General features: G+C 59.2%; 26 protein-coding genes and 2 tRNA genes. 25 read left to right on the top strand and 3 right to left on the bottom strand.

The annotated features are described in order from the left end of the window. Position 1 precedes the first annotated feature (1 nt). A complete protein-coding gene (locus FHT97_RS00505) occupies positions 2–607 on the bottom strand; it encodes a class I SAM-dependent methyltransferase (RefSeq protein ID WP_183859211.1) in 606 nt (201 codons plus the stop codon). 346 nt (positions 608–953) lie between these two features. Here FHT97_RS00505 and FHT97_RS00500 point away from each other — a divergent pair. The 25 genes from FHT97_RS00500 to FHT97_RS00380 all read left to right on the top strand — a co-directional run bounded on the left by FHT97_RS00500 (position 954) and on the right by FHT97_RS00380 (position 24,853). Further along, positions 954–1,030 (top strand) — tRNA-Asp (locus FHT97_RS00500). A gap of 52 nt (positions 1,031–1,082) precedes the next feature. After that, positions 1,083–1,159: transfer RNA gene (locus FHT97_RS00495), tRNA-Asp, on the top strand. A gap of 333 nt (positions 1,160–1,492) precedes the next feature. Beyond that, the gene (locus FHT97_RS00490) at positions 1,493–1,858 is read left to right on the top strand and encodes an NADH-quinone oxidoreductase subunit A (RefSeq protein ID WP_016553607.1); all 366 of its coding nucleotides are present in this window, start codon (positions 1,493–1,495) and stop codon (positions 1,856–1,858) included. Next, a complete protein-coding gene (locus tag FHT97_RS00485; protein WP_016553608.1) occupies positions 1,849–2,433 on the top strand; it encodes an NADH-quinone oxidoreductase subunit B in 585 nt (194 codons plus the stop codon). Before FHT97_RS00490 ends, FHT97_RS00485 begins: the two co-directional genes overlap by 10 nt. A gap of 15 nt (positions 2,434–2,448) precedes the next feature. After that, on the top strand, positions 2,449–3,051 hold the full coding sequence (locus FHT97_RS00480; RefSeq protein ID WP_183859209.1) for an NADH-quinone oxidoreductase subunit C: 603 nt from the start codon (positions 2,449–2,451) through the stop codon (positions 3,049–3,051). Positions 3,052–3,124: 73 nt separating this feature from the next. Beyond that, positions 3,125–4,315: an NADH-quinone oxidoreductase subunit D gene (locus FHT97_RS00475; protein ID WP_183859207.1), complete on the top strand. Its 1,191-nt coding sequence runs from the start codon at positions 3,125–3,127 to the stop codon at positions 4,313–4,315. Next, a complete protein-coding gene (locus FHT97_RS00470) occupies positions 4,315–4,587 on the top strand; it encodes a hypothetical protein (protein WP_183859205.1) in 273 nt (90 codons plus the stop codon). Before FHT97_RS00475 ends, FHT97_RS00470 begins: the two co-directional genes overlap by 1 nt. Before the next feature lie 16 nt (positions 4,588–4,603). Next, positions 4,604–5,740, top strand: a complete 1,137-nt coding sequence (locus FHT97_RS00465) for an NADH-quinone oxidoreductase subunit E (RefSeq protein WP_183859203.1) — start codon at positions 4,604–4,606, stop codon at positions 5,738–5,740. A 10-nt stretch (positions 5,741–5,750) separates the two neighbouring features. Beyond that, positions 5,751–7,055, top strand: coding sequence for an NADH-quinone oxidoreductase subunit NuoF (nuoF, locus tag FHT97_RS00460; RefSeq protein ID WP_114712316.1), 1,305 nt, complete (start codon positions 5,751–5,753; stop codon positions 7,053–7,055). A 5-nt stretch (positions 7,056–7,060) separates the two neighbouring features. Beyond that, positions 7,061–7,693, top strand: a complete 633-nt coding sequence (locus FHT97_RS00455) for a 5' DNA nuclease (RefSeq protein ID WP_183859201.1) — start codon at positions 7,061–7,063, stop codon at positions 7,691–7,693. A gap of 217 nt (positions 7,694–7,910) precedes the next feature. Further along, positions 7,911–9,992, top strand: coding sequence for an NADH-quinone oxidoreductase subunit NuoG (gene nuoG, locus FHT97_RS00450; RefSeq protein ID WP_183859199.1), 2,082 nt, complete (start codon positions 7,911–7,913; stop codon positions 9,990–9,992). Positions 9,993–10,004: 12 nt separating this feature from the next. After that, positions 10,005–11,048, top strand: coding sequence for an NADH-quinone oxidoreductase subunit NuoH (nuoH, locus tag FHT97_RS00445; protein ID WP_016553616.1), 1,044 nt, complete (start codon positions 10,005–10,007; stop codon positions 11,046–11,048). Between the two features lie 40 nt (positions 11,049–11,088). Beyond that, on the top strand, positions 11,089–11,580 hold the full coding sequence (gene nuoI / locus FHT97_RS00440; protein WP_007789671.1) for an NADH-quinone oxidoreductase subunit NuoI: 492 nt from the start codon (positions 11,089–11,091) through the stop codon (positions 11,578–11,580). Positions 11,581–11,721: 141 nt separating this feature from the next. Further along, positions 11,722–12,336, top strand: coding sequence for an NADH-quinone oxidoreductase subunit J (locus FHT97_RS00435; RefSeq protein WP_183859197.1), 615 nt, complete (start codon positions 11,722–11,724; stop codon positions 12,334–12,336). A 29-nt stretch (positions 12,337–12,365) separates the two neighbouring features. Continuing rightward, on the top strand, positions 12,366–12,674 hold the full coding sequence (gene nuoK / locus FHT97_RS00430; RefSeq protein ID WP_007531803.1) for an NADH-quinone oxidoreductase subunit NuoK: 309 nt from the start codon (positions 12,366–12,368) through the stop codon (positions 12,672–12,674). Between the two features lie 7 nt (positions 12,675–12,681). Beyond that, positions 12,682–14,682 carry an NADH-quinone oxidoreductase subunit L gene (gene nuoL / locus FHT97_RS00425; RefSeq protein ID WP_183756833.1) on the top strand — a complete coding sequence of 667 codons (2,001 nt, stop codon included), beginning with the start codon at positions 12,682–12,684 and terminating at the stop codon, positions 14,680–14,682. Continuing rightward, complete coding sequence (locus tag FHT97_RS00420) at positions 14,682–16,193, top strand: NADH-quinone oxidoreductase subunit M (protein WP_183756832.1); 1,512 nt, start codon at positions 14,682–14,684, stop codon at positions 16,191–16,193. Before nuoL ends, FHT97_RS00420 begins: the two co-directional genes overlap by 1 nt. Before the next feature lie 18 nt (positions 16,194–16,211). Beyond that, positions 16,212–17,657, top strand: coding sequence for an NADH-quinone oxidoreductase subunit NuoN (nuoN, locus tag FHT97_RS00415; RefSeq protein ID WP_183859195.1), 1,446 nt, complete (start codon positions 16,212–16,214; stop codon positions 17,655–17,657). Continuing rightward, complete coding sequence (locus FHT97_RS00410; RefSeq protein WP_183859193.1) at positions 17,657–18,421, top strand: biotin--[acetyl-CoA-carboxylase] ligase; 765 nt, start codon at positions 17,657–17,659, stop codon at positions 18,419–18,421. The genes nuoN and FHT97_RS00410 overlap by 1 nt, the downstream gene beginning before the upstream one ends. Positions 18,422–18,438: 17 nt before the next feature. Next, positions 18,439–20,109 (top strand): ribonuclease J, encoded by a 1,671-nt coding sequence (locus FHT97_RS00405; protein ID WP_114712324.1) that lies wholly within the window; start codon positions 18,439–18,441, stop codon positions 20,107–20,109. A gap of 3 nt (positions 20,110–20,112) precedes the next feature. After that, complete coding sequence (gene mce / locus FHT97_RS00400) at positions 20,113–20,517, top strand: methylmalonyl-CoA epimerase (protein ID WP_183859191.1); 405 nt, start codon at positions 20,113–20,115, stop codon at positions 20,515–20,517. Between the two features lie 133 nt (positions 20,518–20,650). Next, entirely contained in the window at positions 20,651–20,932 is a 282-nt protein-coding gene (locus FHT97_RS00395) for a DUF1467 family protein (RefSeq protein ID WP_183859189.1), read from the top strand. Between the two features lie 576 nt (positions 20,933–21,508). Next, positions 21,509–22,831 (top strand): proline--tRNA ligase, encoded by a 1,323-nt coding sequence (proS, locus tag FHT97_RS00390; protein ID WP_183859187.1) that lies wholly within the window; start codon positions 21,509–21,511, stop codon positions 22,829–22,831. Positions 22,832–22,847: 16 nt separating this feature from the next. Continuing rightward, positions 22,848–24,155, top strand: coding sequence for a lipoprotein-releasing ABC transporter permease subunit (locus FHT97_RS00385; protein ID WP_183756828.1), 1,308 nt, complete (start codon positions 22,848–22,850; stop codon positions 24,153–24,155). A gap of 14 nt (positions 24,156–24,169) precedes the next feature. Further along, entirely contained in the window at positions 24,170–24,853 is a 684-nt protein-coding gene (locus FHT97_RS00380) for an ABC transporter ATP-binding protein (protein ID WP_183859185.1), read from the top strand. Here FHT97_RS00380 and FHT97_RS00375 read toward each other — a convergent pair whose 3' ends face one another. Together FHT97_RS00375 and FHT97_RS00370 are read right to left on the bottom strand one after the other, a co-directional pair. Beyond that, entirely contained in the window at positions 24,854–25,318 is a 465-nt protein-coding gene (locus FHT97_RS00375) for a DUF5680 domain-containing protein (RefSeq protein WP_183859183.1), read from the bottom strand. A gap of 70 nt (positions 25,319–25,388) precedes the next feature. After that, positions 25,389–25,973 (bottom strand): hypothetical protein, encoded by a 585-nt coding sequence (locus FHT97_RS00370; RefSeq protein WP_183859181.1) that lies wholly within the window; start codon positions 25,971–25,973, stop codon positions 25,389–25,391. Between the last annotated feature and the right edge of the window lie 80 nt (positions 25,974–26,053).

Below are 26,053 nucleotides of genomic sequence, written 5' to 3'. Positions count from 1 at the left end.
ATCAGAGGCGCTTCAGGCAATAGGAAAAGTGCGCGTGCGATTCGACCGTCAGGAACTCGAATTGCCAGCCATAATCCTTGCAGAACTTGGTGACCGCTTCGACGACGCCATAGACGATCGGCTTGACGGTGTTTCCAGTGCAGAAATCGTGCCCGGCGATTCTTCCGGTCCGCTTGACCTTCCGCTCGCAGAGCAGGAGTTCCTGCCAAGTAAGCTCGAAGGAATGATCGGTGTCGATATAGACCCAGTCGAGAAAGTCGTCGTCGAACTCGGCGAGCTTTTCGAGAGAGGTGCCCTGCATCAAGTGCAGTTGTCCACGTTCGATCTCGCTTCTGAACTGCGTCTGGATCTGATCCAGACCCGAGCTGTAGCGGTCCATGCTCCAGGGGTCGATCAGATAAAGCTGCGAAGGCCGATTCTTCTCCAGTATCTCAGCGGTATATTCTCCGAACGCCGCCCCGATCTCTAGGCCGATGCCACCATTGGGAATGCGATAGAGGAGCTCGCCGCGATCCGGCAGCAACCGCGCATTCTCCAAATGGTGTGCGCTCAACTGTGTGCGCGGCATGCTCGCTCTTTGTGCTTGCCGTTCCTCGCGTGTTTTCATGATGATGTCTCTGCTGCTTGTAGAATGCCCGGGACCGAGCCGCGGTCCTCCATATAGCGGGCCTCTCGGGCGATTGGCTACCCTCGATCGAGCCTGCAAGCTGCAAGCGGGGAGGGCGAGGAGCTGGGGAAACTGATCGTTAGCGCGCAGACCGAATGTCACTCTGTTAATAATGCACTGAATCTGCCCGCGGATTTTCGTTCTCCAAAAACAATTCGCGGAGTGTCATCGTTTTGTCTCCAAAGCTGCTTGACACTCAAATGCGAACCCCTTAGTTAGCCGCTCATCGAAGCGGCGAGGCTGCTTTGACACGGATGCGAAAGCTTCCGGATCGCTTGAAATGAATGCGGGTGTAGCTCAGTCGGTTAGAGTGCCGGCCTGTCACGCCGGAGGTCGCGGGTTCGAGCCCCGTCACTCGCGCCATTTCAAGGTACGCGCCAGTTGGCGCTTGGTCCGGTCCTTCTGTCCATCATGCGCGGGTGTAGCTCAGTCGGTTAGAGTGCCGGCCTGTCACGCCGGAGGTCGCGGGTTCGAGCCCCGTCACTCGCGCCATTCCTTCCCAAGCTGGGTATCTGCCCTCTCTATTCGCAGTCATGAACGATTGCCGTTTCGTTGTCGTCGCTTAGCTTTGGCTTTATCTTTTGCCGTGAGCCATGCAATATCCGGTGGGCTGGCATGCAGCCTGAATCAACTTGTGTGGATTTGTCGCGACATCATTGCATCTGCTTGATAATGTCGCGCCTCGACAGTCGAATTTGCTACTCTAAAAGTCTTGCGCCGTGGCGCTGCCTGCGCTAACCACGGCTCTGTTGCAACGCACGTTCGCTTGCCGGGCAATTGCCCACTAGCGCCTCCCGGCGCAGCCCGCAAGCAGGGAAGAACCTGATGACTGGACTGCTCAGTTCCTACATTCCGATCGCTATTTTCATTGGTATCGCCCTTGTCATCGGCCTGGCGCTGTTGATTGCGCCGTTTGCTGTTGCTTTCAAGGCGCCCGATTCGGAAAAGCTCTCGGCCTTCGAATGCGGCTTCAACGCATTCGACGACGCTCGTATGAAGTTCGATATCCGCTTCTACCTCGTGTCGATCCTCTTCATCATCTTCGACCTTGAAGTCGCCTTCCTCTTCCCGTGGGCAGTGTCCTTCGGTGCGATCGGTTGGTTCGGCTTCTGGTCCATGATGGTCTTCCTTGGCGTGCTGACCATCGGCTTTATTTATGAATGGAAAAAGGGAGCCCTGGAATGGGAGTAGCCCCAACCGACAAGGCGCTCGTGGCGCCGCATCCGAAAGGCGTCATCGACCCGGCAACGGGCAAGCCGATCGGCAGCGACAGTGCGTTCTTCGGCGAAATCAACGATGAGTTGGCCGACAAGGGCTTTCTTGTTACCTCGACCCGCGACCTGATCACCTGGGCCCGTACCGGCTCGCTGATGTGGATGCAGTTCGGTCTCGCCTGCTGCGCCGTTGAAGGCCTGATGCAGGTCTCCGGTCCGCGTTACGACATGGAGCGCTTCGGTGTTGCTCCGCGCGCCTCGCCGCGCCAGTCCGACGTCATGATCGTTGCCGGTACGCTGACCAACAAGATGGCGCCCGCGCTGCGTAAGGTCTATGACCAGATGCCTGAGCCGCGCTACGTGATCTCCATGGGATCCTGCGCCAACGGCGGCGGTTACTATCACTATTCCTATTCGGTCGTTCGTGGTTGCGACCGTGTCGTTCCTGTCGATATCTACGTGCCGGGCTGTCCCCCCACGGCAGAAGCGCTGCTCTACGGGGTGCTGCTTCTGCAGAAGAAGATCCGTCGAACCGGAACGATCGAGCGCTAAGGGCGGAGGACTGTCATGAGTGAAGCCTTGAGCGAACTGTCCTCGTATCTTCGTGAGATGCGTGGCGATCTCTTTCTTGATGCATCCATCAGCTACGACGAGCTGAACGCAACCGCTACGCCGGAAACGATTCTGGCGCTGCTGACGTTCCTGCGTGACGACGCGCGTTGCGGCTTTATCAGCATGATCGATATCTGCGGCGTCGACTGGCCACAGCGCGAAAAGCGTTTCGATGTCGTCTATCACCTCCTGTCGCCGAAGCAGAACCTGCGCATCCGCGTGAAGGTTGCCGTCGCCGATGGTGAGTCGGTTCCATCGGCTACATCAGTCTACAAGGGCGCCGAGTGGTTCGAGCGCGAAGCTTGGGACATGTACGGCATTCCATTCTCGGGCCATGCCGACCTGCGTCGTCTTCTCACTGATTACGGCTTCGAAGGTCACCCCTTGCGCAAGGACTTCCCGACGACCGGTTACGTCGAGGTGCGTTACGACGATGCTGCCAAGCGCGTCGTTTACGAGCCCGTCGAACTGAAGCAGGAATTCCGCAATTTCGACTTCATGTCTCCCTGGGAAGGCACCGAATACGTGCTGCCGGGAGACGAGAAGGCGGCGAAGTGAAGATGAGGCTCGGATTTCTTGAAGCCTCTCTGCTCGCCGTCTCATGCCAATTGCCAGCGCGGAGCGCGTCGCTATGACTGAACATAACGTTCGCAACTTTACGATCAACTTCGGACCGGAACATCCTTCCGCGCACGGTGTTCTGCGTCTCGTGCTCGAGCTCGATGGCGAAATCATCGAGCGCGTCGACCCGCATATCGGACTGCTGCATCGCGGCACCGAGAAACTGATCGAGACGAAGACCTACCTTCAGGCCGTTCCTTATTTCGATCGTCTCGACTACGTCGCGCCGATGAATCAGGAACACGCTTTCGCGCTCGCCGTCGAAAAGATGCTGAAGCTCGAAATTCCAATTCGCGGTCAGCTGATTCGAGTTCTGTACTCGGAAATTGGCCGAATCTTGTCGCACATCATGAACGTGACGACGCAGGCCATGGACGTCGGCGCGATGACGCCGCCGGTCTGGGGTTTCGAAGAGCGCGAAAAGCTGATGGTGTTTTATGAGCGCGCCTGCGGCGCCCGTATGCACTCGGCTTATTTCCGTCCAGGTGGTGTCCATCAGGACATCCCGCCGGAGTTGGTCGAGGATATCGGCAAGTGGTGCGACCCGTTCCTGAAAATCCTCGACGATATCGAAGGCCTGCTGACGGACAACCGTATCTTCAAGCAGCGTAACGTCGACATCGGCGTGGTGTCGCTGGCGGATGCCTGGTCGTGGGGCTTCTCCGGCGTCATGGTTCGCGGCTCGGGTGCAGCCTGGGACCTGCGTCGCTCGCAGCCTTACGAATGCTACAGCGATATGGAATTCGATATTCCGATCGGCAAGAACGGCGACTGCTACGACCGTTACCTGATCCGCATGATCGAGATGCGCCAGTCGGTTCGCATCATGAAGCAGTGCGTCGAGCGCCTCATGGGCAGCGCCAAGACCGGCCCCGTGTCGTCGATCGACGGCAAGGTCGTTCCGCCGAAGCGCGGCGAGATGAAGCGTTCGATGGAAGCGCTCATCCACCACTTCAAGCTTTACACCGAAGGCTACCACGTCCCTGCCGGCGAAGTGTACGCGGCCGTCGAAGCGCCGAAGGGCGAGTTCGGCGTCTACGTCGTCGCCGATGGCAGCAACAAGCCGTACCGCTGCAAGATCCGTGCACCGGGTTATGCTCACCTGCAGGCAATGGACTTCCTTTGCAAGGGCCACATGCTTGCGGACGTGACGGCCGTGCTCGGTTCGCTCGACATCGTGTTCGGCGAGGTGGACCGCTGATGAAGCTGCTGCCGCTTGTCGCGATCGTTCTTTTTGCTGCCTCCGGAGCCTTTGCCCAGGAGGTGGGTGGAATGGGTCCGAAGTTGGGCCAGGGCGAGGTGCAGCCGCCGGCGGCAAAGGCCTCTATGGGCGAGCTCTTGTCCAAGGGCTATGAAATCAAGGCCGCCGTTCCGAACGGCGGCAAGTTCGTTGTGTTTTTGCAAAAAGACCAGTCGGCCTACGCATGCGAGATGAAGTCTCTGACGGCATCGCAGTGCGGGACCATAAACTGACAAGGCGTGAGGAAGAATGTCCGTTCGTCGATTAGCCGAAGATCAATTCCAGCCAGCCGCGTTCGCCTTCAATGACGAGAACGCAGCTTGGGCGGATAAGACGATCCAGAAATATCCCGCAGGCCGTCAGCAATCCGCGGTTATTCCGCTGTTGATGCGGGCGCAGGAGCAGGATGGTTGGGTCACGCGTGCCGCGATCGAAAAGGTCGCTGACATGCTCGATATGGCCTACATCCGCGTTCTCGAAGTTGCGACCTTCTACACGCAGTTCCAGCTCGGCCCGGTCGGCACGCGCGCCCACATCCAGGTGTGCGGCACGACGCCCTGCATGCTGCGCGGCTCGGAAAGCCTGATGGCGGTCTGCAAGAGCAAGATCCACCATCATCCCTTTGAGCGGAATGCCGATGGCACGCTCTCCTGGGAAGAGGTCGAATGTCTTGGGGCCTGCGTCAACGCACCGATGGTGATGATTGGCAAGGACACCTACGAGGATCTGACGCCAGAACGCCTCGAGGAAATCATCGACACGTTTGAAGCTGGCAACGGCGCAAGCATCAAGGTCGGTCCGCAGATCGACCGTCACTTCTCATCGCCGGAAGGCGGTCCGACGTCGCTTTTGACCGAGGAGCCGAAGGCAAAGAAGGTTTCGGCCAAGAAGGCCGTCGAGGAAGCCGTTACGGCAAAGGTCGACGCGGCACCGGTTCCGCCATCTGAGGCAGCCCGTGCGAAGAGCACCGACGCCGAGACCAATGCCGCCCTGAAGACCCCGGTCACGGCTCCGAAGGCGGCTGCGAAGAATGCAAAGGCTGCGGAAGAGCAGCCGGCACCCGCCACGGCCGCGCAGGTTGCGGCGCCAGCCAAGCCGTCCCTGACCGACAAGAACCGTCCGGCTGGCATCGAAAAGCCCGCGACACTAGACGATCTGAAGATGATTTCCGGCGTGGGCCCGAAGATCGAGGCTACCCTGCATGAGATCGGCATTTTCACCTTCGCGCAGGTCGCGAGTTGGAAAAAGGCTGAACGCGAATGGGTCGACGGCTACCTGAATTTCAAGGGCCGCATCGAGCGCGACGACTGGGTCAAGCAGGCCAAGGCGCTCGCCAAGGGCGGCGAAGCGGAATATATCAAGGTCTTCGGTAAGAAGCCGCGGTAAGAGGTGAAGCATGTTACAAGATAAAGACCGCATCTTTACCAATATCTACGGCCTCAAGGACAAGTCCCTGAAGGGCGCCATGGCGCGCGGCCACTGGGACGGCACCAAGCAGATCCTCGAAAAGGGACGCGACTGGATCATCAACGAGATGAAGGCCTCTGGCCTTCGTGGTCGTGGCGGCGCCGGCTTTCCGACGGGTCTCAAGTGGTCCTTCATGCCGAAGGAAAGCGACGGACGCCCGCATTACCTCGTCGTCAATGCCGACGAGTCGGAGCCGGGCACCTGCAAAGACCGCGACATCATGCGTCACGATCCGCACACGCTGATCGAAGGCTGCGTGATCGCAAGCTTCGCCATGGGGGCGAATGCTGCCTACATCTACGTCCGTGGTGAGTACATCCGCGAGCGCGAAGCGCTCCAGGCCGCGATCGACGAGTGCTACGACTACGGCCTGCTCGGCAAGAGCAACAAGCTCGGCTATCCGATGGACATCTACGTCCACCACGGCGCCGGCGCCTACATCTGCGGCGAAGAGACCGCGCTGCTCGAAAGCCTCGAAGGCAAGAAGGGCCAGCCGCGCCTGAAGCCGCCGTTCCCGGCAAACATGGGCCTCTACGGCTGCCCAACGACCGTCAACAACGTCGAGTCGATCGCCGTTGCCCCGACGATCCTGCGTCGTGGCGCGACTTGGTTCTCCTCGATCGGTCGCCCGAACAATGTCGGCACCAAGCTGTTCATGCTCTCCGGTCACGTCAACAAGCCGTGCACCGTCGAAGAAGAAATGGGCATCACCTTCCGCGAACTCGTCGATCGTCATGCCGGCGGCATTCGTGGCGGCTGGGATAACCTGCTTGCCGTCATTCCGGGTGGCGCATCCTGCCCGATCGTTCCGGCCAAGGACATCATCGACTGCCCGATGGACTTCGACGGCCTGCGTGCGGTCGGTTCTTCCTTCGGTACCGCGGCCGCAATCGTCATGGACAAGTCCACCGACGTCATCAAGGCGATCGCTCGCATCTCGGCCTTCTTCAAGCATGAGAGCTGTGGTCAGTGCACTCCATGCCGTGAAGGTACTGGTTGGATGTGGCGCGTCATGGAGCGCATGGCCAAGGGCAACGCCCAGAAGCGCGAAATCGACATGTTGTTCCAGGTCACCAAGCAGATCGAGGGCCACACCATTTGTGCGCTCGGCGATGCTGCCGCGTGGCCGGTGCAGGGGCTGATCCGCAACTTCCGTCACGAGATCGAAGCACGGATCGACCAGTATACGGCGAGCGCACTGGATCACGGTGCTGTTCTGGAGGCTGCGGAGTAAGCGCGATGACGACGAAGGCATCGGACAGCATGAGAAAAGAGGGAGCGGCTGATTTTTCGGCCGACTTCGGTCGTCTTGCTGCCGAGATGCTGGAGAATGCCCGCGCGTTGCCGGTGCCGCCTGTGATGGTCAATCCGGCGGCGGCCATGGCTGCGGCGACGGCGATCGGCCTCGGCTTTTCGACGCAGATGGCGGGCGCATTCTTCGGAGCGCTGCAGGGTGCGTTCGACGCAACGAGCAAGTTTGCCGCCGTTCTCGATGAAACGCCGCCTGATGAGGCCAAGCCTGAAGTGGAAATCCGGCCGGAAAACGTTCGCCCGGCGCCTGCCACGAACGCCGCAACCAAGGTCAAGCTGTCGGTTGTTCCCGCGAAGCCGGATGTAAAGCCTGAAGTGGCGGCCAAGCCCGCTTCGCGCCCCCGCAAGTCCGACGATCTGAAGCAGATTTCCGGGATCGGCCCGAAAATCGAGCAGGTTTTGAACGCCAAGAGCATTCGCTCCTTTGCGGTGATTGCCGGCTGGTCTGACGAGGATGCGGCACGCATAGACGCCGAATTCGGTTTCGATGGGCGGATCGTCCGCGATGGCTGGGTTGCGCAGGCCAAGGCGCTTCTTGCCAAGGGGCGAAAGCGGAAGTGATTTTTCGGCCGAACGGCCGGAGCAAGGTCAAGGCTGAAGAGTGGAGGGCAGGGGTCCGAAACTGCAGAGGCCGAAAGCCGATCCCGGGTCTCGGGGTGGGCAGAGAATTTGAGCGACACCGATGCCAACGGGATAAGAATCCGGCCTGGCAGCGAAACTGTTGCAAAGTGGGTTTGTTTGCCGCCATCCGGCAAACGGAAAACAGGACTGAGTGACGATGGCAAAACTGAAGATTGACGGCAACGAGATCGAAGTCCCGGATCATTACACCCTCATTCAGGCGTGTGAGGAAGCCGGCGCTGAAGTTCCGCGCTTCTGCTTCCATGAGCGCCTTTCGGTCGCCGGCAACTGCCGCATGTGCCTCGTTGAGGTCAAGGGTGGCCCGCCGAAGCCGCAGGCATCTTGCGCCATGGGCGTGCGCGATATCCGCGGCGGCCCGAATGGCGAACTTCCTGAGGTCTTCACCAACACGCCGATGGTCAAGAAGGCCCGCGAAGGCGTGATGGAGTTCCTGCTGATCAACCATCCGCTCGATTGCCCGATCTGCGACCAGGGCGGCGAATGCGACCTGCAGGACCAGGCGATGGCCTTCGGTATCGACAGCTCGCGCTATCAGGAAGACAAGCGCGCCGTCGAAGACAAGTATATCGGACCGCTCGTCAAGACGGTCATGAACCGCTGCATTCACTGCACTCGTTGCGTTCGCTTCACGACCGAAGTGGCTGGCATCTCCGAACTCGGCCTGATCGGCCGCGGCGAGGACGCCGAAATCACCACGTACCTCGAGCAGGCGATGACCTCCGAGCTGCAGGGTAACGTCGTTGACCTCTGCCCGGTCGGCGCGCTGACCTCCAAGCCCTTCGCCTTCACGGCCCGCCCGTGGGAGCTGAACAAGACCGAATCGATCGACGTGATGGACGCCCTCGGTTCTGCAATCCGCGTCGATACACGTGGCCGTGAAGTCATGCGCGTACTGCCGCGCGTCAATGACCAGATCAATGAAGAGTGGATCTCCGACAAGAGCCGCTACATTTGGGATGGCCTGAAGACGCAGCGTATCGACCGCCCATATGTTCGCAAGGATGGCCGCCTGCAGGCAGCGACCTGGGGCGAAGCCTTCGGAACGATCAAGGCTGCCGTTGCTGCAACCAACGGCGAGAAAATCGGCGCGATTGCCGGCGACCTCGCATCCGTCGAAGAAATGTACGCCCTGTCGGAGCTCGTGAGGTCGCTGGGTTCCGAGAACCTCGACTGTCGCCAGGATGGGACGGCACTCGATCCGTCGCTCGGTCGCGCAAGCTACGTCTTCAACCCGACGATCGAAGGCATCGAACAGGCAGACGCGCTGCTGATCATTGGCGCCAACCCTCGTTTCGAGGCCGCCGTGCTCAACGCTCGCATCCGCAAGCGCTGGCGTCGCGGCAACTTCCCGATCGGCGTGATCGGTGAGGCAGGCGAGCTGCGTTACGACTACGAATATCTCGGCGCCGGCCCGGACACGCTGAAAGATCTAGCCGACGGCAGCCATGCCTTCGCGAAGGTTCTGACGGATGCCAAGAAGCCGATGATCCTCATCGGCCAAGGCGCTCTGTCGCGCGCCGATGGTGCTGGTGTTCTCGCAACTGCTGCAAAGCTTGCGGGCATTGTCGGCGCAGTCGTCGAAGGCTGGAACGGCTTTGCCGTACTCCACACCGCGGCATCGCGCGTCGGCGGCCTCGATCTCGGCTTCGTTCCGGGCGCAAAGGGCGTCAACGCTGCCGAAATGTTGTCGTCGATGGACGTTCTCTTCCTGCTTGGCGCCGACGAGCTTGATTTCGCTGCCAAGAAGGCAAAGCTGACGGTCTATATCGGCTCGCATGGCGACAACGGCGCCCACAATGCCGACGTCATCCTGCCGGCTGCGGCCTACACCGAAAAGTCCGGGACCTGGGTCAACACCGAGGGGCGCGTCCAGATGGGCAATCGCGCCGGCTTTGCGCCTGGCGATGCCCGCGAAGACTGGGCGATCCTGCGTGCGCTTTCCGACGTGCTCGGCAAGAAGCTTCCGTTTGATTCGCTTGGCGAATTGCGCGCAAGGCTTTACGCGGCATTCCCGCATTTCGCAGCACTTGATGAGATCGCCGAAAGCGACAGCGCCAAAATTGCCGCAGTCGCTAAAAAAGCCGGCAAGATGAATAAATCCGGGTTTGCGTCGCCGGTCAAAGACTTCTATTTGACGAACCCGATCGCGCGCGCCTCCGCCGTAATGGCAGAGTGCTCGGCATTGGCCCGCAACAACTTCAAAGTCGCGGCAGAGTAAGGGCAGGGGACTATGGAATCGTTTGTTTCAACTTATCTCTTGCCTGGCCTCCTTATGGTCGGTCAGTCGCTTCTTCTCCTCGTCTGCCTGCTCGTCTTCATCGCCTACATTCTGCTGGCGGACCGTAAGGTCTGGGCAGCCGTGCAGTTGCGCCGAGGTCCGAATGTGGTGGGGCCGTGGGGCCTTTTCCAGTCTTTCGCCGATCTTTTGAAGTTCGTCTTCAAGGAGCCGGTGATTCCGGCTGGCGCCAACAAGGCCGTGTTCCTTCTGGCACCGCTCGTGACGGTGCTGCTGGCGCTGTCGACCTGGGCTGTCGTGCCGCTGGCGGATGGCTGGGTGATCGCCAACATAAACGTTGGTATTCTCTACATTTTCGCGATCTCGTCGCTTGAAGTGTACGGCATCATCATGGGCGGATGGGCTTCGAACTCGAAGTATCCGTTCCTCGGCGCGCTCCGCTCCGCTGCGCAGATGGTTTCCTATGAAGTCTCGATCGGCTTCGTTATCGTCACTGTTCTGCTCTGCGTGGGTTCGTTGAACTTGACGGACATCGTCCATGCCCAGCAGTCCGGCCTCGGTACGCGCCTCGGTTTGCCGGCGTCGTTCCTCGACTGGCATTGGCTGGCGCTGTTCCCGATGTTCATCGTCTTCTTCATTTCCGCACTTGCCGAAACGAACCGCCCGCCTTTCGACCTTCCGGAAGCGGAATCGGAACTCGTCGCCGGCTTCATGGTCGAATACGGTTCCTCGCTCTACATGATGTTCATGCTCGGCGAATATGCGGCCATCGTTCTGATGTGCTCGCTGACGACGATCCTGTTCCTCGGGGGCTGGCTGCCGCCGGTCGACGTATGGTTCCTGAACTGGGTGCCGGGCGTCATCTGGTTTACGCTGAAGTCGTGCCTGGTGTTCTTCATGTTCGCGATGGTCAAGGCATTCGTCCCGCGTTATCGCTACGACCAGCTGATGCGCCTCGGCTGGAAGGTTTTCCTTCCGCTGTCGCTCGCCATGGTCGTAATCGTTGCATTCGTGCTGAAGCTGACGGGTTGGGCGTGATCATGCCGGCCCTCGTTTCAAGCAATATTGGAGGTTGAAGATGGCAGGCTTGTCCAACGCGGTCAGCTCGCTGTTCCTGAAGGAATTCGTCAGTGCGTTCTGGCTGACCTTCCGGTACATTTTTAAGCAGAAGGCAACGATCAATTACCCGTTCGAAAAGGGACCGGTCAGCCCGCGCTTCCGCGGCGAACACGCGCTGCGTCGTTATCCCAACGGCGAGGAGCGCTGCATCGCCTGCAAGCTCTGCGAGGCCATCTGTCCTGCCCAGGCAATCACCATCGAAGCCGGCCCCCGCCGCAACGATGGCACGCGCCGCACAGTTCGTTACGACATCGACATGGTAAAGTGCATCTACTGCGGCTTCTGCCAGGAGGCATGCCCCGTCGATGCGATCGTCGAAGGTCCGAATTTCGAATTTGCAACGGAAACCCGCGAAGAACTCTACTTCGACAAGGCGCGGCTTCTGGAGAACGGCGACCGGTGGGAGCGTGAGATCGCGCGCAACATCGCGCTGGATGCACCGTACCGTTGATCGAAATTGAAATGCCGGAGTGCCGCCCCTCGCGCGGCTTCCGGTCAACATGCACCGAGGCTTTGCCGGCGAGTTCCGTGCGAAGCTTCATCGGGCAGGGAAACTCCCGGCTGCCCGGGGGAAGATGAAAAAGGCACCAACATGGGTCTGCAGGCTCTATTTTTCTATCTTTTCGCCTTTGTCGCGGTAGCGTCGGCGTTCATGGTCATCTGGTCGAAGAATCCGGTTCATTCCGTTCTCTTCCTGATCCTGGTTTTCTTCAACGCGGCTGGCCTCTTCCTGCTGCTGGGCGCTGAATTCCTGGCGATGATCCTGCTCGTCGTGTACGTCGGCGCCGTGGCCGTTCTCTTCCTCTTCGTGGTCATGATGCTTGACATCGACTTCACGGAGTTGCGTGCAGGGGTTCTCGAATATGCGCCGATCGGTGCGGTCATCGGCCTGATCCTCGCGGCCGAGCTCATCGTCGTTGTGGGTGGCAGCGTAATCTCGCCGGAAATCGCCAACTCGGTGGCAATGCCGATCCCGGCGCTGACAGAGCGCACCAACACCGCAGCACTCGGTGACGTGCTCTATACGAATTACGTCTACTTCTTCCAGATCGCTGGTCTGGTGCTGCTCGTCGCAATGATCGGTGCGATCGTGCTGACGCTCAAGCATCGCCAGAACATCAAGCGACAGAACATCGCCAATCAGGTTGCCCGCAATCCTAAGACCGCCGTTGAGGTGGTCAAGGTGAAGCCGGGACAGGGCGTTTGAAGCAGGCGCGAGCTTAAGGAACAAATACAATGGTCATCGGACTTTCCCATTACCTGACGGTCAGCGCCATCCTCTTCACGCTCGGCGTCTTCGGTATCTTCCTGAACCGGAAGAACATCATCGTTATCCTGATGTCGATCGAGCTCATTCTGCTTGCGGTCAACATCAACATGGTCGCCTTCTCGTCGTTCCTCAACGACATCGTCGGCCAGGTTTTCGCATTGTTCATTCTGACCGTCGCTGCGGCTGAAGCGGCTATCGGTCTTGCAATTCTCGTCGTCTTCTACCGTAACCGCGGCTCGATCGGCGTCGAAGACGTCAACATGATGAAGGGCTGATAAGGCTATGTTTTTATATAAGGCTATCGTCTTTCTTCCCCTGATCGGCGCGATCATCGCTGGCCTCTTCGGTCGCGCGATCGGCGCCAAGGCATCGGAATACGTCACATCGGGCCTGATGATCATTGCCGCGGTCCTGTCGTGGTATGTCTTCATCACCGTCGGCATGGGCCACCACGAAGGCGGCCCCATCAAGGTCGAAGTGCTGCGCTGGATCCAGTCCGGCGGCATCGACGTGTCCTGGTCGCTGCGCGTCGATACGCTGACCTCGGTCATGCTGATCGTCGTCAACACCGTCTCCACGCTCGTGCACGTCTACTCGATCGGATACATGCATCACGATCCGCATCGTCCGCGCTTCTTTGCCTATCTGTCGCTCTTCACCTTCGCGATGCTGATGCTGGTGACCGCCGATAACCTGGCGCAGATGTTCTTCGGCTGGGAAGGCGTTGGTCTGGCCTCGTATCTGCTGATCGGCTTCTGGTTCAAGAAGCCGTCGGCGAATGCCGCCGCGATGAAGGCCTTCATCGTCAACCGTGTTGGCGACTTTGGCTTCATCCTCGGTATTGCCAGCCTCTTCGTCCTTTTCGGTGCGATCAATTTCGATACCATCTTCGCAAACGCGGCGACCTTTGCGCCGTCGGAAGCCGGTGGCCAAGGCGGCGAGGTCGTTCTCAACCTCTTCGGCATGCATCTCGACAAGGCGCACGCACTGACCGGCGCCTGCCTGCTGCTCTTCATGGGCGCGATGGGTAAGTCGGCACAGTTCCTGCTGCACACCTGGCTGCCGGATGCCATGGAAGGCCCGACGCCAGTGTCGGCGCTCATCCATGCTGCGACGATGGTGACCGCAGGCGTGTTCCTCGTCGCCCGCATGTCGCCGCTGTTTGAACTGTCACCGGACGCGTTGGTATTCGTAACGACGATCGGTGCGATCACGGCGTTCTTCGCGGCAACTGTCGGTCTGGTGCAGAACGACATCAAGCGCGTCATCGCCTACTCGACCTGCTCGCAGCTTGGCTACATGTTCGTTGCGCTCGGTGTCGGTGCATACGGCGCTGCCATCTTCCATCTGTTCACGCACGCTTTCTTCAAGGCCCTGCTGTTCCTCGGCGCCGGCTCGGTGATCCACGCCGTCGATGGTGAGCAGGACATGCGTTACATGGGAGGCCTGCGTACGCATATCCCGGTCACCTTCTGGATGATGACGATTGGTACGCTTGCTCTGACGGGCGTCGGCATTCCTTTCACGCCAATCGGCTTTGCCGGCTTCTTCTCCAAGGACGTGATCATCGAGGCGGCTTACGCATCGCACTCGCCGGTCGCGGGGTTTGCTTTCACGCTGTTGGTGATCGCCGCTCTGTTCACCAGCTTCTATTCCTGGCGCTTGGCGTTCCTGACTTTCTTTGGCCAGCCGCGCGCCTCACACGAAGTGATGCACCACGTTCATGAATCTCCGCAGGTCATGCTGGTGCCGCTGTATATTCTTGCTGCCGGTGCGGTACTCGCAGGCGTCCTTTTCGAGGGCCGCTTCTATGGCGAAGAGTATGCGGAGTTCTGGAAGGGCGCGCTCTTCACCTCGGAGCACAACGAACTGTTGGAAGAATTCCATCACGTTCCGGCTTGGGTTGGGCTGAGCCCGTTCATTGCGATGCTCGTCGGCTTCATCACCGCTTGGTACATGTATATCAAGTCGCCGTCGACGCCGCGTGTCCTGGCGAAGCAGCATCGGGTGCTCTACCACTTCCTGCTCAACAAGTGGTACTTCGACGAACTCTACGACTTCCTCTTCGTCCGTTCGGCAAAGGCGCTTGGTCGCTTCCTGTGGAAGAAGGGTGACGTCGGCGTCATCGACACCTATGGCCCGAACGGCGTTGCTGCTCGCGTTGTCGATGTCACCAACCGCGTCGTGCGCTTGCAGACCGGTTACCTCTATCACTACGCGTTCGCCATGCTGATCGGTGTTGCGGCGCTTGTTACCTGGATGATGCTCGGGAGTTCCGTCTGATGACCGATTGGCCTATTCTTTCAACGGTCACCTTCCTGCCGCTCGTCGGCGTGGTGCTCCTGCTGCTGATGAATGAAAACGGTCCGAGTGGCCGCCGCAACGTGCTCAACATTTCGTTGATCACGACGGTCGCCACTTTCGTTCTGTCGCTCTTCATCTGGATCGGCTTCGACAATGCTAACCCGGGCTTCCAGATGATCGAAAAGCATGGCTGGCTCGGCACCGGCATCAGCTATCATCTCGGCATTGACGGGATCTCGATGCTCTTCGTGATCCTGACGACCTTCCTCATGCCGTTCTGCGTACTGGCGAGCTGGCTGTCGATCGAGAAGCGCCTGAAGGACTACATGATCGCCTTCCTGATCCTGGAAGTCATGATGGTTGGCGTCTTCGTCTCGCTCGATATCGTTCTCTTCTACGTGTTCTTCGAAGCCGGCCTCATTCCGATGTTCCTGATCATCGGCGTCTGGGGTGGCAAGGATCGCGTTTACGCTAGCTACAAGTTCTTCCTGTATACGCTGCTTGGCTCCGTTCTGATGCTGCTGGCCATCATGGCGATGTACTGGCAGGCCGGCACGACCGATATTCAGGCGCTGCTTGCCTATAAGTTCCCGCCGCAGATGCAGACATGGCTTTGGCTTGCCTTCTTCGCGTCCTTCGCGGTGAAAATGCCGATGTGGCCGGTTCACACCTGGCTTCCGGATGCGCACGTCCAGGCACCGACCGCAGGCTCGGTCATCCTGGCAGGCGTCCTTCTGAAGCTCGGCGGCTATGGCCTGATCCGCTTCTCGCTCGGCATGTTCCCCGTTGCCTCGGAGTTCTTCGCGCCGCTCGTCTTCGCGCTGTCGGTCATTGCCATCATCTACACCTCGCTGGTGGCGCTGATGCAGGACGATATGAAGAAGTTGATTGCCTATTCCTCGGTGGCCCACATGGGCTACGTGACGATGGGCATCTTCGCAGCGAACGCGCAGGGTCTGCAGGGCTCGATCTTCCAGATGCTGTCGCACGGCATCGTCTCGGGCGCTCTCTTCCTTTGTGTCGGCGTGATCTACGACCGAACCCATACTCGTGAGATCGCGGCCTACGGCGGTCTGGTCAACAACATGCCGAAATACGCCGTTGCGATGATGGTCTTCACGATGGCGAACGTCGGCCTTCCGGGCACCTCGGGTTTCGTCGGTGAGTTTCTAACCCTGATTGGCGTCTTCCGCGTCAACAGCTGGGTCGCACTTTTCGCTGCAACAGGCGTAATTTTCTCCGCCGCTTATGCGCTCTGGCTCTATCGCCGCGTGATCTTCGGCGCGCTGGAAAAGGAAAAGCTCAAGGCGCTGCTCGATCTTTCGCCTCGTGAACAGCTGACCCTTTATCCGCTGATCGCACTGACCATCTTCTTCGGCGTGTATCCGGCTCCGGTCTTCGATGTCACTGCGGCATCGGTTGACCAGCTGATCCATAGCTATACGGCCGCAGTCCAGGCAGCGCAGGATGTTGCGCTGTCGATGAAATGATGACGGGACTTTTGGGACATGACCTCTGAAACTATTCTCGCAAGCCTCCATCTTTCCATTCCGGAGCTGATCCTCGCGGTCGGCGCCTTGGTTCTCTTGATGATTGGCGTCTTCTCGGGGGAGCGCTCTGGCCGCATGGTCAGCGTTCTCGCGATGATCGTGCTGGCGGCAGCCGCCTTGTGGCTGATCTTCCTGCCGAGCGAAGGCCTTGCCTACGGCGGTGTCTTCCTGTCGGACGGCTTCGGTCGCTTCATGAAGATCACGGCGCTGGTTGGCTCGATTGCAGCCCTCTTCATGTCGCTTGGTCTGGCCAAGGAAAACCAGCTCGACAAGTTCGAGTTTCCGGTCCTGCTCGTGCTCTGCACGCTCGGCATCCTGCTGATGATTTCGGCCAACGATCTCATCTCGCTCTACCTCGGCCTTGAGCTGCAGTCGCTCGCGATTTACGTCGTTGCTGCAATCAATCGCGATAGCGTCAAGTCCACGGAAGCCGGCCTGAAGTACTTCGTACTCGGAGCGCTTTCCTCGGGCATGCTGCTTTACGGCATGTCGCTGGTCTATGGCTTCACCGGTCACACCCAGTTCGCTGCGATCGCCCAGGCATTGAGCGTTGACGGCGCGCGTTCGCTCGGTCTCATCTTCGGCCTGGTCTTCATCCTTGCCGGTATCGCCTTCAAGATTTCCGCTGTTCCGTTCCATATGTGGACACCGGATGTTTACGAAGGCGCGCCGACCCCGGTCACGGCATTCCTTGCCAGCGCTCCGAAGGTTGCGGCGATGGCTATGTTGACCCGTATTGTGATCACTGCCTTCCAGCCGGTCGTGGCTGATTGGCAGCAGGTCGTGGTCTTCATTTCGATCGCTTCCATGCTGCTTGGTTCCTTTGCCGCAATCGGCCAGAAGAACATCAAGCGACTGATGGCCTATTCGTCGATCGGTCACATGGGCTATGCGCTTGTTGGCCTAGCTGCCGGCAACCAGACCGGCGTTTCGGGCGTCATGCTCTACATGGTCATCTACATGGTGATGACACTCGGCGGCTTCGCGATCATCATGTCGATGCGGCGGAAGGACGGCACGGTCGTCGAAGAAGTGAACGACCTGGCTGGCCTGTCGACCACCAATCCGTTCATGGCGACGGTTATGACCATCCTGATGTTCTCGCTGGCGGGCATTCCTCCGCTCGCAGGCTTCTTTGCGAAGTACTTCGTGTTTGTGGCTGCGATCGAAGCGAAGCTCTATGCTCTTGCGATCATCGGTGTTCTCGCCTCGGTCGTCGGCGCCTACTACTACCTGCGCGTCATTAAGCTGATGTGGTTCGATGAAGCCACCGGCGAGTTCGCGCGGGTCTCGGGGTCGCTCCGTCTTGTCTTTGGTCTGTCTGGCCTCTTCATTCTCGCCTATGTCTTCATCGGCGGTCCGATCGGCGGCGCGGCCGAGCTTGCAGCTGCGACGCTCTTTTGATGAACTCTGAGGCACGGCGCCGGATATCGCTCGACGATTTCAGGCACGAGGCTCTGTCGGAGACATCGTCCACGAATAGCGAATGCCTTGCCCGTGCGCGGGCAGGGGACCGCGGTCTTCTCTGGATCACGGCGGAAAAACAGACCGGCGGCCGTGGCCGCCGGGGACGCCCGTGGGTTTCCGAGCGGGGCAATCTCTATGCCTCGCTTCTTCTTATCGATCCGGCGCCCCTGGAGCGCCTTGGCTCTTTGCCGCTGGCAATTGCCGTCGCGGTTCACCAAGCCGTTCGCCATGTGCTGCCGCATACGGCCGAGCCGCTCGAAGTGAAGTGGCCGAACGATATCCTGGTCGGACGAAAGAAGACTTGCGGCATTCTTGTCGAGGGCGAAGCCCTCCCGGACGGGCGTCATTCACTCGTCATCGGCATAGGCATCAACGTCGCATTCATGCCTGATAACCCGCTCTACCCGGTCACCTGCCTGCGCGAGCAGGGGAGCTCGGCTTCCCCCGAAGAGGTTTTCGCCCATCTTTATGCATCGATGGCTGAGGTCCTGGAGGCATGGGATCGCGGCCGCGGTGTACGGGAAATCACGGAGCGGTGGCGCCGGGTCGCCTGTGGTATCGGCGAAAAGATAACTGTGAACCTGCCGGACCGGTCGATTTCCGGCCACTTCGCCGGAATTGATGATAATGGCCTGTTGATGCTCGATACCGGCGCAGGCAGGATGATGACGATTGCCGCCGGCGACGTCTTCTTTGGTTGATTGGAAAAACGAAAAATATGGCGAAGCAGGACGAACTGGTATTTTTGCCGTTGGGCGGCGTTGGCGAGATCGGAATGAATCTCGCCCTTTACGGCTACGGCCCGCCGGACCACCGCCAGTGGATCATGGTCGACTGCGGCGTCACCTTCCCGGGACCGGACCTGCCGGGAGTCGATCTTGTGTTGCCGGACATTCGTTATCTCGCCAGTGAGCGCAAGAGCCTCAAGGCGATCTTTATCACCCACGCCCATGAGGACCACTACGGCGCGCTCGCCGATCTGTGGCCGGGCCTCAATGTGCCGGTCTATGCCTCCGCCTTTACCGCTGGCCTGCTGGAGGCAAAGCGCAACTTCGAGAAATCGGCCATTGGCGAGATCCCGGTGACGCTGTTTACGGCGGGCGACACTGTCAATGCCGGCCCCTTCAGTGTCGAGGGCGTGGCGGTCAACCATTCCATTCCCGAGCCGATGTCGCTGGTGATCCGTACGCCACTCGGCAATGTGATCCATACCGGCGACTGGAAGATCGATCATGAGCCTTCGCTTGGTCCGCTGACCGACGAGACACGGTTCCGCCAACTCGGGGATGAAGGTGTCCTGGCGTTGATGTGCGATTCCACGAATGCTCTGCGAGATGGCGTATCGCCGTCGGAGAAGGACGTTTCCGCGAGCCTGCGCAAGATCATCGAGAATGCGGAAGGCCGGGTTGCGGTAACGACATTCTCATCGAACGTCGGCCGTATTCGCACCGTGGCCGAGGCGGCCGAGGCTGAAGGCCGCGAAGTCCTTCTGCTTGGCAGCTCGCTCAAGCGGGTCGTCGACGTTTCCCGCGATATCGGACTGATGGAAGGCATCAAGCCGTTCATTTCCGAGGAGGAATACGGCTACGTCCCGCGCGACAAGGTGGTGGTCATTCTGACCGGTAGCCAGGGCGAGCCACGCGCTGCCCTTGCGAAACTGTCGCGCGACGAGATGCGCAATGTGGCGCTGGCATCAGGCGACATCGTGGTATTCTCCTCGCGCGCTATCCCCGGTAACGAGAAGGCGATCCAGGATATCAAGAACGGCCTGATCGAGCAGGGCGTCCACGTGATCACCGACAACGAGGCCCTCGTTCACGTTTCCGGACATCCTCGCCGCAACGAGCTGCAGAAGATGTATGAGCTGACCCGGCCGAAGATCGTTGTGCCGGTGCATGGCGAAGCGACGCACCTGACGGCTCACAAGGAACTTGCGGAGCAGTCCGGTATCGCGATCGTACCGCGCGTGCGCAATGGCGACATCCTCCGGCTGGCACCAGGACCCGTCGAGGTAATCGACGAGGCGCCGCATGGCCGTATATATAAGGACGGCTCGCTGATCGGCGATTTCGACGAGATGGGCATTGGCGAGCGCAAGAAGCTCTCCTATGTCGGCCACGTCGCCGTCAACGTGGTGATCGATAGCCGCTACGATATCGTCGGTGATCCCGATCTTGTCGCGATTGGCCTTCCTGTCTATGACGACGAAGGCGACGAGATGGAAGATACGCTTTACGATGCGGCTGTTGGCGCCATCGAGAGTATACCACGGGCCCGACGGAAGGATCTCGACCTGCTGCAGGAGTCGGTCCGCCGTGCCATCCGAGCGACGGCCAACCAGACCTGGGGCAAGAAGCCTGTCGTCACGGTCTTCGTTACGAAGGTGTGACGGATGCTCGGTCGGGTCAACCATGTCGCTATTGCAGTTCCCGACCTTGCGGCCGCAACGGCGTCATACCGCGATACGCTAGGCGCGACCGTTTCGGCCCCGCAAGCTCTGCCGGAACACGGCGTTACCGTTGTCTTCGTTGAGTTGCCGAACACGAAGGTCGAACTGCTGCAGCCGCTGGGAACGGACTCGCCGATTGCTGCCTTTCTGGACAAGAACCCGTCCGGCGGGATGCACCATATTTGCTACGAGGTTGGCGATATCCTCGCGGCCCGCGACCAGTTGATCCAAGGTGGGGCGAGGGTGCTTGGCGCCGGCGAGCCCAAGATCGGCGCGCACGGAAAGCCGGTGCTCTTCCTGCATCCGAAGGATTTCTTCGGCACCCTGATCGAGCTCGAGCAGGTCTGAGCAGGCCTGCGGCAGAGTGACCGAAAATGCCGAAAGTCGGCAAGGTGCCTGAAAGCGGCTTTGAGTTGGCCGGTATTTCGGCTTATAAGCACGGCAATTGCGATCGTCGCAGAGAGCCTAGCGGGACAATTCGATGCTGCAGATATTTCTACAGGGCTTCGCCGTCTACTTTATCGTGTGGTGGATGACGCTCTTTGCCGTTCTCCCGATCGGTCTGCGCACACAAGCGGAAGACAACGACATCGTGCTGGGAACGGTTCACAGCGCGCCGACCCGCTTTAGGGCTGTCTTCGTTTTTTCGATGACGACGCTCATTTCCGCCATCATATATGCTCTCTGGTATATCGCTTCGAATTACTTCGGATGGGGTTTCGACGCCCTACCACAAATCGGCCCTTCGTTCTCAAATGTCTAAGGGCGTTTGCCCAGTTTTTGGGCGAATGCGGATTTCGACTGTCATACACCTGTCATCAAGTTGCGGCATGGAGTTGCCGTAACGTGATATGGACATTGCTTTACGTTAGAAGGCCCAATTCATCGGGCTGTTTGGAGTAATAAAAAGCAAAAAAAAACAAGGCTAAAAGCCTTGTTTTAAGTATCGCGTGATCCTTATCCGTTGCCGGGGCTGCGACGAGCGCGCCTAAGATCTGATCCTCCCAAGACTTGACCGCGAAATCGACAAGGATTTGAGCTCCTTGCCTGTTTTGTGGGCTAAAACTAGCTCAAAGAATGGGCTTTGTCATCAGCTTTTTTTGCATTTTTGCTACACTTCAGCAATTTTTTTCTGTTGATAAGAATTTCGCACAAGCCATTATAATTTCGCCTTTTTCTTAGATTGTCTGCTTCGCAAGTGCGAACATGCTTTAACGGAAGGCCGCTTAAGTCCGTCGCGGGTTTCTTTCCTTTCACGAAGCAGTTATGAACGCTGCCAATATTTGTGAACGCCTTCGATTCCGCGCCATGCGGTGTCTCAACAGCTCTGGAATTCGCCATGCGCCTGTCTCGCTATTTCATGCCCATCCTGAAGGAAAATCCCAAGGAGGCGGAGATCGTCTCTCACCGGCTGATGCTGCGCGCCGGCATGATCCGGCAGCAGTCGCAGGGCATCTATTCCTGGTTGCCGCTCGGCAAGCGCGTGCTCGACAAGGTCAACAACATCATTCGCGATGAGCAGAACCGCGCCGGTGCGATCGAACTGTCGATGCCGACGCTGCAATCTGCCGAACTCTGGCAGGAAAGCGGGCGCTACGACGCCTATGGCAAGGAAATGCTGCGCATCAAGGATCGCCAGGATCGCCCGATGCTGTATGGTCCGACGAACGAGGAAATGGTCACGGATATTTTCCGGTCTTACGTGAAATCCTACAAGAGCCTGCCGCTCAACCTGTACCATATCCAGCTGAAGTTCCGCGACGAGATCCGTCCGCGTTTCGGTACCATGCGCTCGCGCGAATTCATGATGAAGGACGCGTATTCCTTCGATCTGACCAAGGAAGACGCAGTCCACTCCTACAACAAGATGTTCGCGGCCTACCTGCGCACCTTTGACCGCCTTGGTCTGCGCGCCATTCCAATGCGTGCCGACACCGGCCCGATCGGTGGCAATCACAGCCACGAGTTCATCATTCTCGCCGACACCGGCGAGTCGGAAGTATTCTCGCACCGCGATTTCGTGAACTTCGACATTCCGGCAGCCGATATCGACTTCGACGACGTCGCCGGCATGCAGGCAATCTTCGACAAGTGGACGTCGGTTTATGCCGCTACCTCCGAGATGCACGACGAGGCCGCATTCGATGCCATTCCTGAGAGCGATCGCCTCTCGGCCCGCGGTATCGAAGTCGGCCACATCTTCTACTTCGGCACGAAGTATTCCGAGCCGATGGGCGCGAAGGTGCAGGGTCCGGATGGCAAGGAGCATACAGTCCACATGGGTTCCTACGGGATTGGCCCAACTCGCCTTGTTCCCGCCATCATCGAAGCATCGCATGATGAGAATGGAATCATCTGGCCGGCGTCGGTCGCGCCGTTCGATGCAGTGGTGATCAACATGAAGGCCGGTGATGCGGCGTGCGATGCTGCCTGCGAGAAGATCTATGCGGCGCTGTCGAACGCCGGCAAGGACGTCCTCTACGACGATACGGACGACCGCGCCGGAACGAAGTTTGCGACCGCCGACCTGATCGGCGTTCCGGTGCAGATCATTGCCGGCCCGCGTGCGGTCGCGAGCGGCGAAGTCGAAGTGAAGGACCGCAAGACAGGCGCCCGCGAAACGATGACCATCGACGCGGCGATCAACAAGCTCTTGGGCTGAGAAGGCAGGAGGCAGGATGGCAGATGTAGCGGTGAGCCAGCAGGGTTCTAAATCCGGCTCGGCGCCGGCCAGCCGGCCATTTTCCGCCTTCGAACGGCTTGTGGCGTGGCGCTATCTGCGCGCCCGCCGCAAGGAAGCGTTCATTTCGGTGATCGCCGGCTTTTCCTTCATCGGCATCATGCTTGGGGTTGCTACGCTCATCATCGTCATGGCTGTCATGAACGGCTTCCGGACGGAACTGATCTCCCGCATTCTCGGCATCAACGGTCACATGATCGTTCAGCCGGTCGATACGCCGTTCAACGATTATCCGGCGCTGACCGACAAGCTTGCCGGCGTGCCGGGCATAAAGCTTGCTCTGCCGCTGGTCGAGGGCCAGACCCTGGCCTCAGGTCAGGGCGGTGCGGGCACGGGCGCTCTGGTGCGCGGCATCCGGCCCGAGGACCTTGAAAAGGTTAAGACGGTCTCGGGCAACATCAAGTCCGGCGATCTTGTCGGTTTTGCCGCGGGACAGGGTGTCCTTATCGGCTCGGGTATGGCGACACAGCTCGGCCTTCAGGCAGGTGACACCATCACGCTGATATCACCGGAAGGTGATGTCACGCCGATGGGTGTAAACCCACGGGTCAAGTCCTACAAGGTCTCCGGTATCTTCGAGATCGGCATGTCGGAATACGACGCGACGATCATCTATATGCCGCTTGAGGAAGCGCAGCTCTATTTCAATGCCGAGGGGCTGGTTCAATCCATCGAACTCTTCGTCGACAATCCCGACGACATTGACAATATGCGGCCGAAGGTGGAGGCCGCCGCGGGCCGCCAGATTGCGATTACTGACTGGCGCCAGCGCAACCAGACCTTCTTCTCCGCGCTGCAGGTCGAGCGGAACGTGATGTTCATGATCCTGACGCTCATCGTCCTCGTTGCGGCGCTGAACATCATTTCCGGCCTCATCATGCTGGTGAAGGACAAGGGCAGTGACATCGCGATCCTGCGGACGATGGGCGCGAGCTCTGGCGCGATCATGCGCATCTTCTTTATGACGGGCGCTGCCATTGGCCTCGTTGGGACGCTCGCCGGTGTGCTGCTCGGGGTTCTTGTTTGCGTCAATATCGAGAAGATCCGCGAGTTTTTCTCTTGGGTGTCCGGCACGGTGCTGTTTGACCCGCAGCTCTATTTCCTCAGCCAACTGCCCGCCGAGATGAGCTTCAGCGAGACCATGTCCGTGGTGATCATGGCGTTGACGCTGTCCTTCATCGCGACGATCTTTCCGGCATGGCGAGCCTCCAAGCTCGATCCCGTGCAAGCCCTGCGCTACGAATAAGGAATGCTCTCTTCATGAAGCGGAATCCCGTTCTCAAGCTTTCCGGCGTCGAGCGCCACTATGGCCAGGGCGAGACGCTGCTCTCGATCTTGAAGGGTGCCGATTTCACGCTCAACAGCGGCGAAATCGTTGCGCTCGTCGCTCCATCAGGGACCGGCAAGTCGACGCTTTTGCACGTTGCTGGCCTGCTCGAGCATCCCGATGGCGGCGAGGTTGTCATCAACGGAAATGCCTGTGACGGTTTGCCGGATGATAAGCGTACGGCGATCCGCCGTAGCGAAATCGGATTCGTCTACCAGTTCCATCACCTGCTGCCGGAATTCTCTGCGATCGAGAATATCATGATGCCGCAGATGATCGCCGGGTTGCCGCGCAAGGAGGCGAAGGAACGAGCCGGCCAGTTGCTCGACTACATGCGTATCGGCCATCGCGGTGCGCACCGCCCCGGGGAGCTTTCCGGTGGCGAGCAACAGCGCGTGGCGATTGCCCGTGCCGTCGCCAATGCGCCAAGCCTGCTTCTGGCGGATGAGCCAACGGGCAACCTCGATCCAGAAACGGCGAGCTATGTCTTTGACGCACTGGAGGCGCTGGTGCGCCAATCAGGCCTGGCGGCACTCATCGCCACCCATAATCATGAACTCGCCGGGCGCATGGACCGCCGCGTCACGATCACCGACGGCAAGGTCGTGGATTTCTGATCAGGGCTGGATGAGACCGCCACGGTAGTCCAGTTCATAGGCCCTGCGCTCATTCACGACGATCACTTCACGACCGCTGAAATGGCTGCAGTCGCCTGTGTTTTGATCGGCATAGAAACCGAAAGCATGCTCGAATTCCATGCCGCCGAGAAAACGTCGGTACTCGGCATACATTTTTGACAGTGCAGCCTTAATCACCGTTCCCGCTCTTTTCCCGTCGATCAACGAATGCTCGACGATGCGTCCGAAGTAGTTCATCGCCCAGACCGGTTCGCCGTCCAGCCAAACCACTTCTTGCCCGGCGAAATCGGCGCCGCCGAAATAGCTGTCGAGATAGCGCCACTGTCCACGCTGATAACCGATGTCATGCGATCCTGTCCGGCAGGCGGGTGCAGGGGTTCCGCCGCCAACATAGGTACGGGCCTTCGCCTCAACGATGAACCGGTTCAATGCAGCAATATCCATGACCTATCCCCCTCGTTCGGCAACGTCTCAAAAAGACTGCCAGTTGTAAAGAACAAAAAGGGAACATGCTTCACTGGCCGCAGATGGATTGCCCGGTCTCGTTGTTCCATTCAGCGATCGGGAGGACACGTGGCTCGGCTTTGACGTCCTTGCCATCCTTCTGCAACTTCCCGGTCAACGCGTTGTAGTCGCAGGAGCCGGCGGCATTCGGGTCGAGCGTGTCGTAGTGATTGTAGGTATAGCCGGCGACGACAAACTGCTCGTTGCGGTAGGCCACTGTCAGCGTCTGGTCCCAGCGGTCGCGTCCGATCGCACTGTTCTGTGAGTGGATGGCGATCGAGGATTTGCCAATGGCTTTCAATGACGGTTCCTGCCCGAAGACGCCATTGGCATTGGTGCTGCCCCAAATCTTGTCGGGCGCGGTAAGCGAAAGTCGCAGAAGCTCGTGATCGCTGTCGCGAAGGTAAAGGTAGATGCCGATCTGATCGTCGCTGGCGTCATCTTCCGGAGCAACCAGCAGCGCGAGATCCTCATGCCCGTCGCCGTCCCAATCGCCCGTCGTCGCGTCAATGATGCGCGCGGGATCGATTTGTTCGGCCCGAGCGGTAAACGCTGCCGACCAAGCCAATCCAACAATTAAGACAAACTTAAGCATGCTTTTCTCCCCGTGCCATGCAGCCAGCAGAGCGGAAAAGAATCCTGTTGACAATAGAACAAGAGCGGAACAAACTGAAA

The organism is Rhizobium sp. BK399 (assembly GCF_014194695.1).
In the GTDB taxonomy this organism is placed as follows: Bacteria; Pseudomonadota; Alphaproteobacteria; order Rhizobiales; family Rhizobiaceae; genus Rhizobium.
Note: the sequence above shows the minus strand (reverse complement) of the source record. Positions and strands in the feature narration are given on the sequence as shown.